This window comes from Pseudomonas sp. BIGb0176 (assembly GCF_024810175.1).
GTDB classification, from domain to species: Bacteria; Pseudomonadota; Gammaproteobacteria; order Pseudomonadales; family Pseudomonadaceae; genus Aquipseudomonas; species Aquipseudomonas protegens.
This window is the reverse complement of record NZ_JANUEC010000001.1, coordinates 958,756-974,288: the sequence shown is the minus strand read 5'-3', so window position 1 is coordinate 974,288 and position 15,533 is coordinate 958,756. Positions and strand designations below refer to the sequence as shown.

The 15,533-nt window shown below is 64.8% G+C and carries 14 protein-coding genes; 7 read left to right on the top strand and 7 right to left on the bottom strand.

Annotated elements, in window-relative coordinates; genetic code table 11:
• Window positions 1-276 precede the first annotated feature (276 nt).
• Window positions 277-1,308, bottom strand: a complete 1,032-nt coding sequence (locus tag M2395_RS04230) for a lysozyme inhibitor LprI family protein (protein WP_077934230.1) — start codon at window positions 1,306-1,308, stop codon at window positions 277-279.
• A gap of 185 nt (window positions 1,309-1,493) precedes the next feature.
• On the opposite strand from M2395_RS04230, the gene M2395_RS04225 reads away from it, so the two are divergent.
• The 4 genes from M2395_RS04225 (at window position 1,494) to M2395_RS04210 (ending at window position 4,054) form a co-directional block, all read left to right on the top strand.
• On the top strand, window positions 1,494-2,231 hold the full coding sequence (locus M2395_RS04225) for an ABC transporter substrate-binding protein (RefSeq protein WP_053151938.1): 738 nt from the start codon (window positions 1,494-1,496) through the stop codon (window positions 2,229-2,231).
• A 7-nt stretch (window positions 2,232-2,238) separates the two neighbouring features.
• Window positions 2,239-2,832 (top strand): hypothetical protein, encoded by a 594-nt coding sequence (locus M2395_RS04220; RefSeq protein ID WP_019095487.1) that lies wholly within the window; start codon window positions 2,239-2,241, stop codon window positions 2,830-2,832.
• 23 nt (window positions 2,833-2,855) lie between these two features.
• Window positions 2,856-3,125, top strand: a complete 270-nt coding sequence (locus M2395_RS04215) for a hypothetical protein (protein ID WP_053151940.1) — start codon at window positions 2,856-2,858, stop codon at window positions 3,123-3,125.
• A 116-nt stretch (window positions 3,126-3,241) separates the two neighbouring features.
• A complete protein-coding gene (locus M2395_RS04210; protein WP_123430675.1) occupies window positions 3,242-4,054 on the top strand; it encodes a DeoR/GlpR family DNA-binding transcription regulator in 813 nt (270 codons plus the stop codon).
• A 166-nt stretch (window positions 4,055-4,220) separates the two neighbouring features.
• On the opposite strand, the gene M2395_RS04205 is transcribed toward M2395_RS04210, so the two are convergent.
• The 6 genes from M2395_RS04205 to ltnD all read right to left on the bottom strand — a co-directional run bounded on the left by M2395_RS04205 (window position 4,221) and on the right by ltnD (window position 10,843).
• Window positions 4,221-5,288, bottom strand: a complete 1,068-nt coding sequence (locus M2395_RS04205) for an alpha/beta fold hydrolase (RefSeq protein ID WP_011061623.1) — start codon at window positions 5,286-5,288, stop codon at window positions 4,221-4,223.
• A 257-nt stretch (window positions 5,289-5,545) separates the two neighbouring features.
• Window positions 5,546-6,328, bottom strand: coding sequence for a 2-oxo-tetronate isomerase (otnI, locus tag M2395_RS04200; RefSeq protein WP_011061624.1), 783 nt, complete (start codon window positions 6,326-6,328; stop codon window positions 5,546-5,548).
• 21 nt (window positions 6,329-6,349) lie between these two features.
• Window positions 6,350-7,813, bottom strand: coding sequence for a GntP family transporter (locus tag M2395_RS04195; RefSeq protein WP_011061625.1), 1,464 nt, complete (start codon window positions 7,811-7,813; stop codon window positions 6,350-6,352).
• 186 nt (window positions 7,814-7,999) lie between these two features.
• On the bottom strand, window positions 8,000-8,638 hold the full coding sequence (locus M2395_RS04190) for an aldolase (protein WP_011061626.1): 639 nt from the start codon (window positions 8,636-8,638) through the stop codon (window positions 8,000-8,002).
• Window positions 8,635-9,927, bottom strand: coding sequence for a 3-oxo-tetronate kinase (gene otnK, locus M2395_RS04185; RefSeq protein ID WP_011061627.1), 1,293 nt, complete (start codon window positions 9,925-9,927; stop codon window positions 8,635-8,637). Before otnK ends, M2395_RS04190 begins: the two co-directional genes overlap by 4 nt.
• Before the next feature lie 10 nt (window positions 9,928-9,937).
• Window positions 9,938-10,843: an L-threonate dehydrogenase gene (gene ltnD, locus M2395_RS04180; RefSeq protein WP_011061628.1), complete on the bottom strand. Its 906-nt coding sequence runs from the start codon at window positions 10,841-10,843 to the stop codon at window positions 9,938-9,940.
• A gap of 546 nt (window positions 10,844-11,389) precedes the next feature.
• On the opposite strand from ltnD, the gene M2395_RS04175 reads away from it, so the two are divergent.
• The 3 genes from M2395_RS04175 to mgtA all read left to right on the top strand — a co-directional run bounded on the left by M2395_RS04175 (window position 11,390) and on the right by mgtA (window position 15,436).
• Window positions 11,390-11,740, top strand: a complete 351-nt coding sequence (locus M2395_RS04175) for a hypothetical protein (RefSeq protein WP_011061629.1) — start codon at window positions 11,390-11,392, stop codon at window positions 11,738-11,740.
• Between the two features lie 410 nt (window positions 11,741-12,150).
• Window positions 12,151-12,441 carry a hypothetical protein gene (locus tag M2395_RS04170; RefSeq protein ID WP_041118511.1) on the top strand — a complete coding sequence of 97 codons (291 nt, stop codon included), beginning with the start codon at window positions 12,151-12,153 and terminating at the stop codon, window positions 12,439-12,441.
• Window positions 12,442-12,724: 283 nt separating this feature from the next.
• Window positions 12,725-15,436 (top strand): magnesium-translocating P-type ATPase, encoded by a 2,712-nt coding sequence (gene mgtA / locus M2395_RS04165; RefSeq protein WP_011061631.1) that lies wholly within the window; start codon window positions 12,725-12,727, stop codon window positions 15,434-15,436.
• The last annotated feature ends 97 nt before the right edge of the window (window positions 15,437-15,533 follow it).

Sequence of the window (15,533 nt, the reverse complement as noted above, 5' to 3'; positions counted from 1 at the left end):
ACATACTCTCCCAATTTCAAAGTGCCAGGCGCCGATGACGGCGGCGGCAGTGTCACTTGCACTAGTCGTAGACGCTCATATTCGCTTCGCGTCACCAACCTGAGGAATTTGCCCGTCAGGCCCCGGTTCCAGGGGGCACGGCGGTGGTGTTGCGCGCCCGCCAAGCGCGATTGCGCACAGCCCGGGGCGAGACTCTAGCAGGTGCGCCGACGCTGTTGCCTGTCCGTCCGGCGAAATCTCTTGCGCGCCCTGCCCCTGGCCGCTCGCCGCGCCGGCTCAGGGCATCATGTCCAGCGGCAGCTGCTTGTCCTTGCTGCGCGCTTCATACCAGCTCTGCACCACATCCGGCAGGCTGTGCTTCCACTCAGGCTCGGTGGTGTAGTAACGCACCCGCACTTCATCCTTGGGCCCTGCCACCACCAACAGCGCGACCCACAACTGGCCCTGGGTACCGCGCACGAAAATCGCCGCATTGGTGGTGGCCAGGCCCGGCAGCCACATATCGGTGACCTCGGCGCCCTTGAGTTCGGCCGAGGTATCCGCGGAGAACGACGAGCCACTGTCGAGCAGGGTCTGATAGTCCTTCTTCAGCAGTTTCCGGGCGCGCCGGTCTTCTTCCTCGGTGCGCACCAGCGCCGTGGACAGCAGGTCGTAATGGCTCTCCAGGGCTTGCTTGGAAGCCACATAGAGCCCGTCGTAATACACCCCTGAACCGGCGCCGCAGGCAAAGGAGTCGCCCTCCTGGCTCACCTGCAACAGGCCGTTGCGCTGCGTGAAGCGCAGGTTGCAGCCCTCGACGCTGTAGCTGGCCTCACCGCCCTTGATCTGCGCCTTGCCCGCGAGCGAGCCGGAGTTGGCGCCGCCCATGGCCGACAGATCGAAGCTCAGGCGATCCTCGCCAGTGCGCCGGATCACCAGATCACCGGTGTAGAACGGGCTGACCGAGACCCGCTGCCAGGTTCCCTGCCACTCGAACGGCACATTCACATAACGCAACGCGACCAGGCGGCTCAGGTATTTGCTGCGCAGGCAACCCAGGTCGGCTGCGCACTGATCCCGCTCCTTGAGCCATTCACGCTGGTCCAGGCGCAGCGCCTTGGGGTCCTTGGCCTTGGCCAGGGTCGCCTTCCAGGCATTGCCCAGCTGGCTGTCCAGCGAGGCGGTATAGGGGTCGGCACACAGAGCCTTTTCACTGCTGCTGGCGGCCTTGGTGCAGTCGAAACTGCTGGCCTGCACGCCCTGGGAACAGGCCAGGACCGCGAACAGCAAGCCAGTGGCTCGCAAGGGACGAACAAGGGGAGCGAACATGGGGCGATTCCATTCTGAAAAGGCGGCGCAAGAATAACTGCAGTGGAGTGTTTTCAGCGATATCCCGACGAAAAAAGCCCCCGGGCAACCCCCTCTGAAGCCTGGCACGGAGCCGGCAGCTTTTATCGCGACAGGCGGCAACCAGTCGTACTAAGCTCTGCGTTTTCAAACTCCAAGGGCACTGCATGAAATGGATGCTGCAGGCACTGTTGCCGCTATTGAGCCTTGCGGCCCACGCTGGCGAGTTGCGCATGCTGACCGACAACCACCCGCCGCTACACTTCCAGCAGGGCGAGCGGATGGTGGGGTTTGGTGTCGATGTGGTGCAGGCCCTGGCGCAGCGCAGCGGCGACACGGTGAACGTGCAGCTGCGGCCGATGCTGCGGGCCCTGCGCGATGCCGGAAGCGATGACGACACGGCGGTGTTCACCATACTGCGCACCGCCGAGCGCGAGTCGCGCTACCAGTGGGTAGGCCCGTTGATGCGCACCGAAACCGCCCTCTATACCCGCAATGGCGACAGCACACCGGTCACCGACCTGCACCAGACCCGGGGCCAGATTGCCGTGCCGCGCAAATGGCTGGTCTACAGCTACCTCAAACAGCAGGGGCTGGACAACCTGTGGGGCGTCGACAGCCCGGAAATCATGATGCGCCTGCTGCAGGTCGGCCGCGTGCAATACGTGGTGGCCGACACCATGAGCGTCGGCACCTTCGCCGCCGAAGAGGGCCTGGCCCTCGACCAGTTGCGCTACCAGATGGCACTGATGCACCAGGACGCCTACATCGCCTTTTCGCCCAAGGTCGATGCGGCCCAGGTGGCCCGCTGGCAGCAGGCCCTGGACGGCATGAAGCGCGATGGCAGCCTGCAGCAGCTCAAGCAACGCTGGCATATCGACCAGGCCACGCCACAGGTAGATTGATTCACCCATGACCAGCCTTGCCCCCTGGAGCCCCATGCCCCATCAGTTGGCGCTCAGTTGCCCGCAGTGCGCAGGCCAGGCCTGCTTCGACTTCGTCGTGGCCAGGCCCATCGAACGCAAGGCCGATGTGCCGTTCTTCCAGGCCCACCCGCTGCTGGAGTACTGGAAAGAGCAGGACAACTGCGGCCACTATCACCACTACGCCCTGTACTTTCCCGGCCTGCATGGCGACCCGATGCAGAGCCTGGGTCCGTTGCCCGATGGCTACAGCCCCAGCCACTGGCAGCGTTCAGCCTACTGGTACCGCGATCACGGCCTGGACCTGGGGTCGGTACGCTGCGAGCACTGCCACTACGCGGCGCGCCACCATCTGAACTGGCCAGGCGAAGCCTATTTTTCCGTACTCTACAAAGGCCAGATGCTCTGGGCCTTCAACCGCGAATCGGCCCTGGCCCTGCATGATTACCTGGGTTCCGCGGAGCGCAATCCCGGTGGCTACCCCTGGCGCAGTTTCCTGCGGCACATCCCAGGGCCGTTCAAGAGCCGCAAGGCACGCCAGCCGCTGACCCGCTCGCTCAAGCGCCTGTTGACCCCGGGCTGAGGCCCCTGACCTGGAGTTCCCCTATGCCGACCTTTACCCCTGCCCGCCCTTTGTATCGCCTCAATTGCACCGGCTGCGGCTGGGACCTGGCAGTACTCGGCCAGAACGATGCCACCGTGCGCAAATGCCCCTGGTGCGGCTGCAATGAATTCAGCGAGCAACAGCCGAACCGCAGCGGCGCCGGGCAGATCCTGGAATGCAGGCACCATGGCCCGGTGGTGGTACAGGTGCTGGACGCCAACATCGACAGCCAGGACTTTCTCGACAATCTGTATTGCCCCTTCTGCCCCTGACCGATGGCCATGCTTTCCTGACTTGCACACGGCACTAAATCTCGTCCGCGGCGGCTACTTTCGCTACTATGGCGTGCCGATTCCTGCCTTTGCCGACCCGCCAGACCGGAGCTTCAATGCCTACCCCCAAGGACCTTGCCAGTGACAGCGGCGCACCGATGATTCCCGAACAGCGCCGCGAGCAGATCCTGCGCCAGTTGCGCAAGCACCAGGTGCTCAGCGTGCATCAGTTGATGGAGATGTTCGACTGCTCGCACATGACCGTGCGCCGGGATATCGCCCTGCTGGAGCAGGAAGGCCGCGCCCACTCGGTCACCGGCGGGGTGCGCATCGCCAGCCAGTTGCACAGCGAGCCCAGCCATCAGTCCAAGGCTGTGGTGGAGCTGCCGCAGAAGCAGGCCATGGCCAAGCTGGCGGCGAGCCTGCTGCACGCGGACATGACCGTCTACCTGGACGCCGGCACCAGCACCCTGGAAATCGTGCCCTACATCAAGGCGCTGTCGGGGATGACCGTGGTGACCAACGATTTCGGCGTGGCCCAGGCCCTGATGGACGCGCCCCAGGTGACGGTGATCCATACCGGCGGGCAATTGGACCACTCCAACCACTCCTGTGTCGGCGGGCTGGCGGTGGCCACCCTGCGCCAGGTGGTGACCGACGTGGCCTTTATCTCCACCAGTTCCTGGGACCTGCGCCGGGGCATCACCACGCCATCGGCGCTGAAGGTCGAGGTCAAACAGGTGGCGATGCAGTCGGCGACCCAGGTGGTGCTGGTGGCCAGCAGCTCCAAGTACGGCACCTTCAGCATGTACAAGATCGCCGGGCTGGAACAGTTCGACATCATCATCAGCGACGCTGCACTGGCCCCTGCGGCAGCGGACGGGATCCGCAAGCACGGTGTGGAACTGCTGCTGCCGGCGCAAGCCTGAGCCAGCTATAGCCCCCTGTGGCGAGGGAGCTTGCTTCCGCTCGTCTGCGCAACAGGCGCAATCCCTGCCCCCCATCACTCCCTGAAACACCGCGCCGTCCGAGTTTGGAGCGGCGCGCCGCCCAGCCGGGGCTTGCTCCCTCGCCACCAAGAGCGCGCAGTGGCCGCTAGCGGTTTTTCTCGGTGTCGGCCATGAACTGCCCCAGCTCGCGGGCGTAGAACCGGGCCATGCCGGTGGTGCCGTGGCCACGGGTTTCGGCGCTGGCGGGAATCAGCAGCAGGCGGGCATTTTTCACCTGTTTGAGCGCCGCTTGCAGGGTGCCGGTTTCCGGCGGGTTGCGCTCGTCGTCCGCGGCGTTGATCACCAGCACCGGCGCCTGGATCCTGCCCAGCCCCGGCATGGCGTTGTAGTCCGCCGAGGACTGCCACTGGTAGATGAAGTCATTGGCATCGGCGCCCTGGCTGGCCTTGAGGCGCTCCTGCACCAGCTGATCAGCCTGGGCCCGGGTCGGCGCCAGGGCCTGATAGGCCAGGGTGCCGCCGCTGGTGCCGGTGGCGAACAGCGCGTTGGCCAGGCGCAGCGACGGCGGCTGTTGCCGGTAGTTGCCCTGCTCCCAGGCCGGGTCCTGCTTGATCGACTCCACCAGCAGGCGGCGCATCATCCAGTTGCGCGAAGACATTTCCCCCGGCTGGGAGGCCATGGGCACCAGGGCGTCCATCATCTGCGGCCACTTCTGGCCCCAGATCCAGGCCTGCATGCCGCCCATGGAATTGCCGATGATCAGCCGCAGGTGCTTGACCCCCAGCCCTTCGGTCAGCAGCCGGTACTGGGCCTGGACCATGTCCTCGTAGTTGTACTGGGGGAACCGCGCCCGCAGGCCGTCCGAAGGCTTGCTCGACTGGCCGACGCCGATGCCGTCGGTGGCGATGATGTAGTACTTGCTGGCATCCAGGGGTTGCCCGGGGCCGAACAGTTCACCGCCAAAATCCTTGCTCAACAGGTCGCTGGCCGGCCGATAGGTGCCATGCAGATAGAGGATCGCCGGGTGCTTGGGGTCCCCCAGGGTGATGTAGTGCAGCTTCAGGTTGGCCAGCTGCTCACCGTTGTGGAAGGTGAATTGCGGGGCCACCCAATCCCCCTCGGTGGCCGGCGGCAAGCTCGCGGCCGCGGCCAGGGACATACCGCCCAGGGACAAAATCAGGCCGAGCGCGGCCCGGCAGGCAAAACGCTGCATGGGAAAACTCCTGTGTTTATCGCTACGTATCATCGCGAGCCGTTCGCGGCCTTCGCATCATCTGTAGCCGCTGCCGCAGGCTGCGCAAGGCACCGCAGGGGCCTCGACGGCCGGGGAGTCGCTGCGAGCCTGCGGCTCGTTCGCAGCCTGCGGCAGCGGCTACATAAAGCGATGCGCGAAGGCCCCCAGGGCCTTGCGCGACGCTCCCCAGATACCTTTTGCTTCGCAACCTGCAGTGGCGGCTACACCGCCGAGCCTTAGCGCGCCTGCCAGTCCCGCAGCCACTGCAGGCCGGCGGAGGTGTTGCCGCGCGGGCGGTATTCACAACCGACCCAGCCGTCGTAGCCAAGGTCGTCCATCAGCTGGAACAGGTAGGGATAGTTCAGTTCGCCCAGGTCCGGCTCGTGACGATCCGGCACCCCGGCGATCTGGATGTGGCCGATCCCGGCCAGGTCGCGGCGCAGTTTCACCGCCAGGTCGCCTTCGACGATCTGGCAGTGATAGCAGTCGAACTGCACCTTGAGGTTGGCCGCGCCGACTTCCTTGCAGATGGCCTGGGCCTGGTCCTGGCGGTTGAGGAAGAACCCCGGCATGTCCCGGGTGTTGATCGGCTCCAGCAGCACCGTGACCCCGACCTTGGCCGCCTGGGCCGTGGCGTGGGCCAGGTTCTCCAGGTAGACGCCGTGGTGCCGCGGGCGATCGTTCTCGGACGGCAGCAGGCCGGCCATCACGTGGACCCGCGAGTTGCCCAGCACCGCGGCGTATTCCAGGGCTTTGTCGAACCCCTGGCGGAACTCCTGCTCGCGCCCGGGCAGGGAAACGATGCCCCGCTCCCCCGCCGCCCAGTCGCCGGGCGGAGCGTTGAACAAGGCCTGTTGCAGGCCGTGGTCGTCCAGGCGCTGTTTCAGCTCCTGGGGGCTGTAGTCGTAGGGAAACAGATATTCCACGGCCGTGAAGCCGTCGGCCGCCGCGGCGGCGAAACGTTCGAGAAAGTCATGTTCCGGGTAGAGCATGCTGAGGTTGGCAGCAAAACGAGGCATGGGAACTCCTGGGACAAAGGGTCAGACAAATGGCCAGATCAGCAGGGTAATACAGAACCCCAAGGTGCCGAGCAAGGTGGTGATCACGGTCCAGGTACGCAGGCCGTCCGCGACGTTGAGGCCGGCCAGCTTGGTGAAGATCCAGTACCCGGCGTCATTGATATGGGACATGGCCAGCCCGCCACCGCCCATGGCCAGGCACAGCAGGGCCATGTGGTTGGGGCTCAGGTTGAGGGTGGCGATCAGCGGCGCGATGATCCCGGCGGTGGTCACCAGGGCCACGGTGGTGGAGCCCTGCACGGCGCGCAGCAGCATGGTCAGCAGAAAACCCAGGGCCAGCACCGGCAGGCCGGTGGTGCGCAGCAGGTCGGAGACCACGGCACCGATCCCGGTATCTACCAGCACCTTGCCGAACACCCCCCCGGCCCCGGCGATCAGGATCACCATGGCCACCCCGGGCAGCGCTGAGCCGATCACGTCGGACACCTGGCTGCGGCTCCAGCCGCGGCGCGAGCCCAGCAGCCAGGCACACAGCAAGGTGTCCAGCAGCAGCGCCACCAGCGGCGCGCCAAGTACGGTCAGCACCCCGCGCAGGGTGGACTCCAGGGGCAGCAAGGAAGTAGCCAGGGTGCCCAGCAGGATCAGCACGATGGGCAGCAGGATCAGGCTGACGATCAGGCCGAACCCCGGTGGTGGTGCCGGTGGCAGTTTCGCCGCCAGGCTGCCGGTGGATTCTTCCAGGCCCATGTGCGCCACAGCGGCCACCGCCTGGGGGCTGGCAGGCTGCTCGGAACCGTTGTTCCAGGCGGCGAGGTCTTCATTGGTGACGTGCGGGCCGTAGACTTCGGCGCGGATGTCATCGGTCATCGGGTAGTTGCGCCGGGTCATGCGCCCCGCCACGCGGTAGCCCACGTAGCACAGCAGCGCGGTCAGCGGCAGGCCGAACATCAGCACCCGGCCCAGGTCCGCGCCCAGCTGGCTGGCCGCGGCCACCGCTCCAGGGTGCGGCGGCAGGAAGGCGTGCACGGTGAGCAGCGCGGCGCACATCGGCAAGGCGAACACCAGCAGCGGCTTGCGCGCACTGCGGGCCACGCCATAGGCCAGGGGCATGAGGATGATCACCCCGACCTCGAAGAACACCGGCACGCCGATGATGAATCCGGCCATGGTCAGTGCCAGGGGCGTGCGCCGGTTGCCGAAGCGCTCGATCAGGGTCTTGGCCAGCGCCTCGGCGCCGCCGGAAAGCTCGATGATGCGGCCGATCATCGCGCCCAGGGCGATGATGATGGCGATGTGGCCGAGGGTCTTGCCCATGCCGCCCTCGATGGTGGCCACCAGCTCCGCCGGTTTCACTCCGGCCACCAGCGCCACCAGGATGCTTACCAGCATCAGCGCAACAAAGGGCTGGAACTTGTACTTGAGCACCAGGAACAGCAACAGGGCGATACCGGCCCCGGCGGTGATCATCAGAATCAGCGGGCTCATTGCACAAGCCCTCCACCCAGTGGCTGGCAGGGGGTGCTGGTGGTGCGGGAACCCGTAAAGCAAATGCAGTCATTCATCTCGGGAAATCCTGTTGTTATTGTTTTTCAACGGCAAGCCGCTCCCCGCGAAAGCCTCATGAAGGCTTCCGTGGACTGGCGTGCATGAAACGCTGGCAGTGTCGCGGGCTTACCAGGTGGCGCCGAAAGCGTCCCGCAGCTCATCCAGGGCGGCCTGATCCAGAGGTGCCGGGCGCGGCTGGCTCATCAGCCACAGGCGCGCGGTTTCCTCCAGCTCTTCCAGGGCGTAGCTGGCCTTGGACACACTGCTTTCCCAGACCACCGGGCCCAGGCGTTCGAGCATCACCCCACGCACCTGGTTGGCCAGTTGCGCCACCTGCTCGGCGACCTTGGGCGAACCCGGGCGCTGGTAGCCGATCAGCGGGATGTGCCCGACCTTCATCACCTGGTACGGGGTCAGCGGCGGCAGGATGTCGTCCTCGCGCCAGACCCCGGCCAGGGTCAAGGCCACCAGGTGGGTGGAATGGGTATGCACCACCCCGCCCACCCCGGGATTGCGGTCATACACCTGGCGATGCAGGGCCAGGGTCTTGGACGGTTTGTCGCCGCTGACCCACTCCCCCGCCAGGTTTACCTTGGCGATGGCTGCAGGGTCGAGCCGGCCCAGGCAGATGTCGGTGGGGGTGATCAGCCAGCCATCATCGAGCCGCGCACTGATGTTGCCGGCGCTGCCCACGGTGTAGCCGCGCTGATAGAGGCTGCGGCCGACATCACAGATTTCTTCGCGCAGAGCGTTTTCCCGGCTCATGCCTGACCTCCCGCCAGTTGACCCAGGGCCTTGCTGAAAAAGTCGCGACCACCGAAGTTGCCGGACTTCAGCGCCAGGGCCAGGGGCTCGCCGCCACTGCTGACGGTGGCCGGGACCCCGGGATCGATCTGCGCGCCGATCTGCAGCAGGCGCACGTCCAGGGCCTTGACCACGGCGCCGGAGGTTTCCCCGCCAGCCACCACAAAGCGCCGCACGCCGCTGTCGCGCAGGCCCCGGGCGATCTCGCCCAGGGCATTCTCCACCAGCGCTCCGGCACGTTCGGCACCGAGCTGACGCTGCACCGCCTTGACCTCTTCCGGCGTGCTGGTGGCGTAGATCAGCACCGTGCCCTGCTGCTCCCGGGCAAAGGCCAGGGCCTGTTCCACCACCGCCTCGCCGGCCGCCAGGGCCAGCGGGTCGATGCGCCAGGCCGGGCGCTCGGCTTCCAGCCAGGCATCGACCTGAGCATTGGTGGCCAGGGAGGCACTGCCGGCCAGCACCACTTCGCCACCGGCTACCTTGGGCAGGCTTGCAGCGTCGAGGTCGCGCAGCTTGCCGGCGCGACGGAAGTTTTCCGGCAGGCCCAGGGCCAGCCCGGAACCGCCAGTGAGCAGCGGCAGGTCGGCGCAGGCGGCGCCGAGGGTATAGAGGTCGGCATCGGACAGCGCGTCGGCAATCGCCAGGGCAACACCCTGCCCGCGCAGTTCGGCGATCCTGCTGCGCACCGCCTCCACGCCCTGGGCGATGCTGTCGTAGCGCAGCAGGCCCACCGGCAGCCGGGTCTGGGATTGCAGGACCCGCACCAGGTTGGCATCGGTCATCGGCGTCAGCGGGTGATGCTGCATGCCCGATTCGCTGAGCAACTGGTCCTGGACGAACAGGTGGCCACGGAAAATGGTCCGGCCGTTCTCCGGGAACGCCGGGCAGGCCAGGGTGAAATCGCTGCCCAGGGCCTCGAGCAAGGCCTCGCTGACCTGACCGATGTTGCCCGCCGCGGTGGAATCGAAGGTCGAGCAGTATTTGAAGAAGATCTGCTCGCAGCCCTGGTCCCGCAGCCATTGCAGGGCGGCCAGGGATTCGGCCACTGCTTCGCTGGCCGCAGTGGTGCGCGACTTCAGCGCGATCACCACGGCGTCGGCGTCCAGCCCGGCAGCCACTTCAGCGCTGGGAATGCCGATGCTCTGCACAGTGCGCATGCCACCGCGAACCAGCATGTTGGCCAGGTCCGTGGCCCCGGTGAAATCGTCGGCGATGCAGCCCAGCAACGGGCGTGGATTGGAAATCGTCATCACGGGCTCCTCACTCGGCATCGGGCTTGGCCACGGGCAGGTCGATGCCCGGGAAGATCTTGATCACCGCCGAGTCGTCCTCGCGGCCAAAACCGGCGCTGGAGGCCTGCATGAACATCTGGTGCGCGGTGGCCGACAGCGGCAGCGGGAATTTGCTGGCCCGGGCGGTATCCAGCACCAGCCCCAGGTCCTTGACGAAAATGTCCACCGCGGACAGCGGTGTGTAGTCGGCCTTGAGGATATGCGGAACGCGGTTCTCGAACATCCAGGAGTTGCCCGCGCTGTGGGTGATCACCTCATACAGGGCATCGGCGTCCACCCCTTCGCGCAGTCCCAGGGCCATGGCTTCGGCAGAGGCGGCAATGTGCACCCCGGCCAGCAACTGGTTGATGATCTTGACCTTGGAGCCCAGGCCATGGGCATCCCCCAGGCGATAGACCTTGCCGGCCATGCCCCCCAGAATCGCCTCGGCCCTGGCGTAAGCGGTGGCCGGGCCGGAGGTCATCATGGTCATCTCGCCGGCGGCAGCCTTGGCCGCGCCCCCGGAGATCGGTGCATCCAGGTAGAGCAGGCCCAGGGCCTCCAGGCGCTGGCCCAGGTCCACGGCGTAGGTCGGGGCCACGGTGGCGCAGCCGATCACCAGGCTGCCGGGACGCAGTGCCGCTGCCGCCCCGCCCTCACCGAACAGCACACTTTCGGTCTGCTCGGCATTGACCACCACGGTGACAATCACATCGCATTCGCCGGCCAGTTGCGCCGCCGAGGCGCAAGCCACGCCGCCTTCGCTGGCGAACTGCTCGGTGACCGCAGCACGGACGTCACAGGCATGCACCTTGAAACCGCTGCGCAGCAACGACCGGGCGATGCCCAGGCCCATGGCGCCAAGACCGATGACACCGACATTGTTGTTATTCATGGGGGACTCCAGAAATAGACCAGGACTGTGCCGCGCCAGACAGGCGCCGGGCAAGAACCGGGCAGGACAGGGAAATCCGGATTGCAGGTCCGGCAAATGCAACACAGGCAGCAACAGGCGCAGCGCCAGACGGCAAGCCCGGAAGGTGCATGGCACCGTGGGCAGGTGCCGAGAGAGGCAGGAGCGAATCGATCATCATGGCCATCCTGTTGCTGTTGTTATCAGGTTGAGCTTTGGCTGTGAACGATCATCCACCAATGAACGGATTATGTGAAGAAGTTTTTCAATCTAACATTTTTTAACATCACCTTGAGCGCCCGGCCCCGGCCAGCCACTGGTCGGAAGCCGACGGCCGGTGCCCCGTGGGCTGCTACAACCCTTCACAGCCCTGATCTGGATCAGCATGGCCCGGGGTGACCTGGCCGAGGCTGAATGAACGAGGGCTGCTGACTGGCGGTAGCACCCTTCATCGCAACCCCGTTGACGCTCCCCCTGGCGGAGAGCTCAATGGCCTGTCTGGTTATGCTTGGATAAGGATGATTCAACATGGCAAAGATTGAGGTTTTATCAGGTGATTTCCTGCAAGGCGCCGGCGAGTACCGGCACGGCACCTTCAGGCTCAAGACGGTATTCAACAGCAACGGCGTCGAGGTCAAGGCATCGGCCTTCAAGACACTGGAGATCGCCAGCGAAAGCCCCATCACCAACAAGGACGCCCTGGGCTACGGCATTGCCGGCGCCATGCTGTTGGGCCCGGTGGGCGCCCTGGCCGGGTACCTGATGGCGGGTACGGAAAACGAAGTGACCTTCATCGGCACCCTCAAGGATGGCCGGCAGTTGATGGCGGCCACCGATAGCGCGACCTACAAGGATATCTCCCAGCACTTGCTGCACTGATAATCCTCGTCGCTATATTCAGTGCTCATGACATCCCCATCTGTCATGGGCACTTTCTTTATATGAAACTTATATATATCCGCCTCTCGCATCAGCTAATTCCCACCCTTAGCTGAACCTCACCTGAAACTTCGTAACTGACCAATGATTCAGGGCAATTTAACCTTGACTCCAGCACCCCTCCTGAGTAAATTGCGCGGGCCGGTAATTACGGCCCTTTGTTTAACTCACTAAAGAAGCCAATGGACACAGTATCTAGACGCTGTCTGGTCACTGCCGCTGCGCAGAGCCAGGCACTTAACCCTGAAAATGACGGGACTCGACTACGCGGTCGGGTAAGCTGCGCTAGGGCTTGACGCTCCAACGTAACTTGCCTCCCCCGGAACCAGTCCGGTCGCGAGGCAAATGTTATGCACTTCACTTCCTCTGTAATGCCAGGCGTTCGCGCCTTCGCCGCCACCATGCGGGTCAAGCTGTGCCGTGAGCCCAAGGTTCTGGCGCGCTCGCCGTTTTCTCGTGCCGCCCCCACCCCCTCGACTGCCCTGCGAGCCAATTGGCGCGTCTGCCCGATGACCGGGCAGTTGCAGCAACGCTGGTGCTTCGACGATAGCCAGGACCCGCAGAGTCGGGGCGCTGCCCTGCTCCTGCAGCAGGCCGGACTGATCTTCGGCCTGTACCTCGGGGCACGCAGCTCAGCCTGAACCAGCGGTAACTTTCCGTTGTTTGCAAACGAACTTTAAAAGTTGAAGTTCGGCGGCGCGCTAGTGCCTGTCAGTTAATAAAGTTACTGGAGAAAGTTATGGAAGAGGCCAGTAGTAGGTTCGCTGCCCATACAACTTCATTGTTTGGGCAGCGAACGTTAAAACCTGAAAAACGCCAAGATCAAAATCGATCGCTAACCTGCGGCTCGACATGTTTTCGCTCGCCTTTAATTAGTTGAGTGTTGCTGTGTCGTGCCGCAAGCAGGCGGCAGGAGCACAGACCATGACTGTAAAAACCCCAACTTCCCGCAACACCAGCGCCACCAGTGACAGCAACAAGCTGTCGATGCGTGCCGCCCGCGAAGCCCAGAACGGCCTGGCCGTCACCCTGGCCAACGTCAACTCCACCACCGCCGGCCTCACTGAACTGGATGCCGAGGGCCGCCTGCAACGGGACGGCCACAACGAGGTCGCCCACGACCGTCCGCCACACGCTCTGGTGCAGTTGCTCCAGGCTTTCAACAACCCTTTCATCTATGTGCTGATGACCCTGACCGGTATCAGTTTCTTCACCGACTTCTGGCTGCCGCTGCAGGCCGGCGAAGAAACCGATCTCACCGGGGTCATCATCGTCCTGGTGATGGTGCTGGCCAGCGGCCTGATGCGTTTCTGGCAGGAACACCGCTCGGCCAAGGCCGCCGAAGCGCTCAAGGCCATGGTACGGACCACCGCCGCCGTACTGCGCCGCGAGCAGATGGGCATGCAGGCCCGGGTGCGTGAAGTGCCGATGCGCGACCTGGTGGTGGGCGACATCATCCAGCTGTCCGCCGGTGACATGATCCCTGCCGACATCCGCCTGATCGAATCCCGCGACCTGTTCATCAGCCAGGCGGTGCTCACCGGCGAAGCCTTGCCGGTTGAAAAGTACGACACCCTGGGCGCCGTCCAGGAAAAGTCCGCCACCGCCCAGGCCGCCGATCAGCAAGACCTGCTGGACCTGCCGAACATCTGCTTCATGGGCACCAACGTGGTCAGCGGCACGGCCACCGCCGTGGTCGTGGCCACCGGCTCGCGCACCTACTTCGGTTCCCTGGCCCGCTCCATCGTCGGCTCGCGCACCCAGACCGCCTTCGACCGCGGGGTCAACAGCGTCAGCTGGCTGCTGATCCGCTTCATGCTGGTGATGGTGCCCATCGTTCTGCTGATCAACGGATTCGCCAAGGGCGACTGGGCCGAAGCCTTCATGTTCGCCCTGGCAGTGGCCGTCGGCCTGACCCCGGAAATGCTGCCGATGATCGTCAGCGCCAACCTGGCCAAGGGCGCCTCGGCCATGGCCAAGCGCAAGGTGGTGGTCAAGCGCCTCAACGCGATCCAGAACTTCGGCGCCATGGACGTGCTCTGCACCGACAAGACCGGCACCCTGACCCAGGACCGGATCATCCTCGAACATCACGTCGACATCAGCGGCAGCCGCTGCGATGAAGTGCTGCAACTGGCCTGGCTCAACAGCTACCACCAGAGCGGCATGAAGAACCTGATGGACCGCGCAGTGGTCAGCTTCGCCGAGGAGAACCCGCACTTCACCCCGCCTGCCGCCTGGCGCAAGGTGGATGAGCTACCGTTCGACTTCGTCCGGCGGCGCCTGTCGGTCATCCTCGCCGATGCCCGCGGCCACCACCTGCTGGTGTGCAAGGGCGCGGTGGAAGAAATGCTGGAAACCGCCACTCGGGTCCGCAAGAACGGTGTCACCCATACCATCGACGCTGCCCTGCGTGCCGAGTTGCTGCAACTGGCCGAAGACTACAACCGCGACGGTTTCCGCGTGCTGCTGGTGGGCACCCGTGACATCGCCCGGGACCAGATCAAGAACCAGTACAGCGCCAGCGACGAACGCGAGCTGGTGATCGAAGGCTTCCTGACCTTCCTCGATCCGCCGAAGGAAACCGCCGGCCCGGCGATTGCCGCCCTGCGCGACAACGGGGTCACCGTGAAGGTACTGACCGGTGACAACGCCATCGTCACCGCGAAGATCTGCCGCGAGGTCGGCCTGGAGGTCGGCGAGCCGCTGCTGGGTCGTGACATCGAGCGCATGGACGACGAAGTGCTGGGGCGCCTGGTGGAAGAGCGCACGGTATTTGCCAAGCTCACCCCGCTGCAGAAGTCCCGGGTGCTCAAGGCATTGCAGGCCAACGGCCACACCGTGGGCTTTCTCGGCGACGGCATCAACGACGCTCCGGCGCTGCGCGATGCCGATGTCGGCATCTCGGTGGACAGCGGCACCGACATTGCCAAGGAATCGGCGGACATCATCCTCCTGGAAAAGAGCCTGATGGTGCTGGAGGAAGGGGTGATCAAGGGTCGCGAGACCTTCGGCAACATCATGAAGTACCTGAACATGACCGCCAGCTCCAACTTCGGCAACGTGTTCTCGGTGCTGGTGGCCAGTGCCTTCATTCCGTTCCTGCCGATGCTGGCGATCCACCTGCTGCTGCAGAACCTGATGTACGACTTCTCCCAGCTGGCCCTGCCGTGGGACAAGATGGACAAGGAATACCTGAGCAAGCCACGCAAGTGGGACGCCAAGAACATCGGGCGCTTCATGCTGTGGATCGGGCCGACCTCGTCGATCTTCGACATCACCACCTTTGCCCTGATGTGGTACGTGTTTGCCGCCAACAGCGTGGAAATGGCCGCCCTGTTCCAGTCCGGCTGGTTCATCGAAGGCCTGCTCTCCCAGACCCTGGTGGTGCACATGCTGCGCACCCGCAAGATCCCGTTCATCCAGAGCACCGCGGCACTGCCGGTCATGCTCGCCACGGGCCTGGTGATGGCACTGGGTATCTATGTGCCCTTCTCGCCTCTGGGCAGCATGGTCGGCCTGGTGCCGCTGCCATGGGAATACTTCCCTTGGCTGGTGGGTACCCTGCTCAGCTACTGCGTGGTCGCCCAGACCATGAAGACCCTGTACATCCGCCGCTTCAAGCAGTGGTTCTAAGGGCCTGAGCCCGGTGCGACCGCCCCAGGGCGGTCGCACCAGATACAGCAAACCAACGATGCCACCGTCGGCGCGGCCAGCGCCCTGTCGACGGCGA

Coding starts and splice junctions, on each gene's coding strand:
- M2395_RS04210 (WP_123430675.1), top strand. CDS start 3,242: ATGCCTACCCCCAAGGACCTTGCCAGTGACAGCGGCGCACCGATGATT.
- otnI (WP_011061624.1), bottom strand. CDS start 6,328: ATGCCTCGTTTTGCTGCCAACCTCAGCATGCTCTACCCGGAACATGAC.
- M2395_RS04220 (WP_019095487.1), top strand. CDS start 2,239: ATGACCAGCCTTGCCCCCTGGAGCCCCATGCCCCATCAGTTGGCGCTC.
- M2395_RS04190 (WP_011061626.1), bottom strand. CDS start 8,638: ATGAGCCGGGAAAACGCTCTGCGCGAAGAAATCTGTGATGTCGGCCGC.
- M2395_RS04195 (WP_011061625.1), bottom strand. CDS start 7,813: ATGAGCCCGCTGATTCTGATGATCACCGCCGGGGCCGGTATCGCCCTG.
- M2395_RS04215 (WP_053151940.1), top strand. CDS start 2,856: ATGCCGACCTTTACCCCTGCCCGCCCTTTGTATCGCCTCAATTGCACC.
- M2395_RS04225 (WP_053151938.1), top strand. CDS start 1,494: ATGAAATGGATGCTGCAGGCACTGTTGCCGCTATTGAGCCTTGCGGCC.
- M2395_RS04170 (WP_041118511.1), top strand. CDS start 12,151: ATGCACTTCACTTCCTCTGTAATGCCAGGCGTTCGCGCCTTCGCCGCC.
- M2395_RS04205 (WP_011061623.1), bottom strand. CDS start 5,288: ATGCAGCGTTTTGCCTGCCGGGCCGCGCTCGGCCTGATTTTGTCCCTG.
- M2395_RS04230 (WP_077934230.1), bottom strand. CDS start 1,308: ATGTTCGCTCCCCTTGTTCGTCCCTTGCGAGCCACTGGCTTGCTGTTC.
- otnK (WP_011061627.1), bottom strand. CDS start 9,927: ATGACGATTTCCAATCCACGCCCGTTGCTGGGCTGCATCGCCGACGAT.
- mgtA (WP_011061631.1), top strand. CDS start 12,725: ATGACTGTAAAAACCCCAACTTCCCGCAACACCAGCGCCACCAGTGAC.
- M2395_RS04175 (WP_011061629.1), top strand. CDS start 11,390: ATGGCAAAGATTGAGGTTTTATCAGGTGATTTCCTGCAAGGCGCCGGC.
- ltnD (WP_011061628.1), bottom strand. CDS start 10,843: ATGAATAACAACAATGTCGGTGTCATCGGTCTTGGCGCCATGGGCCTG.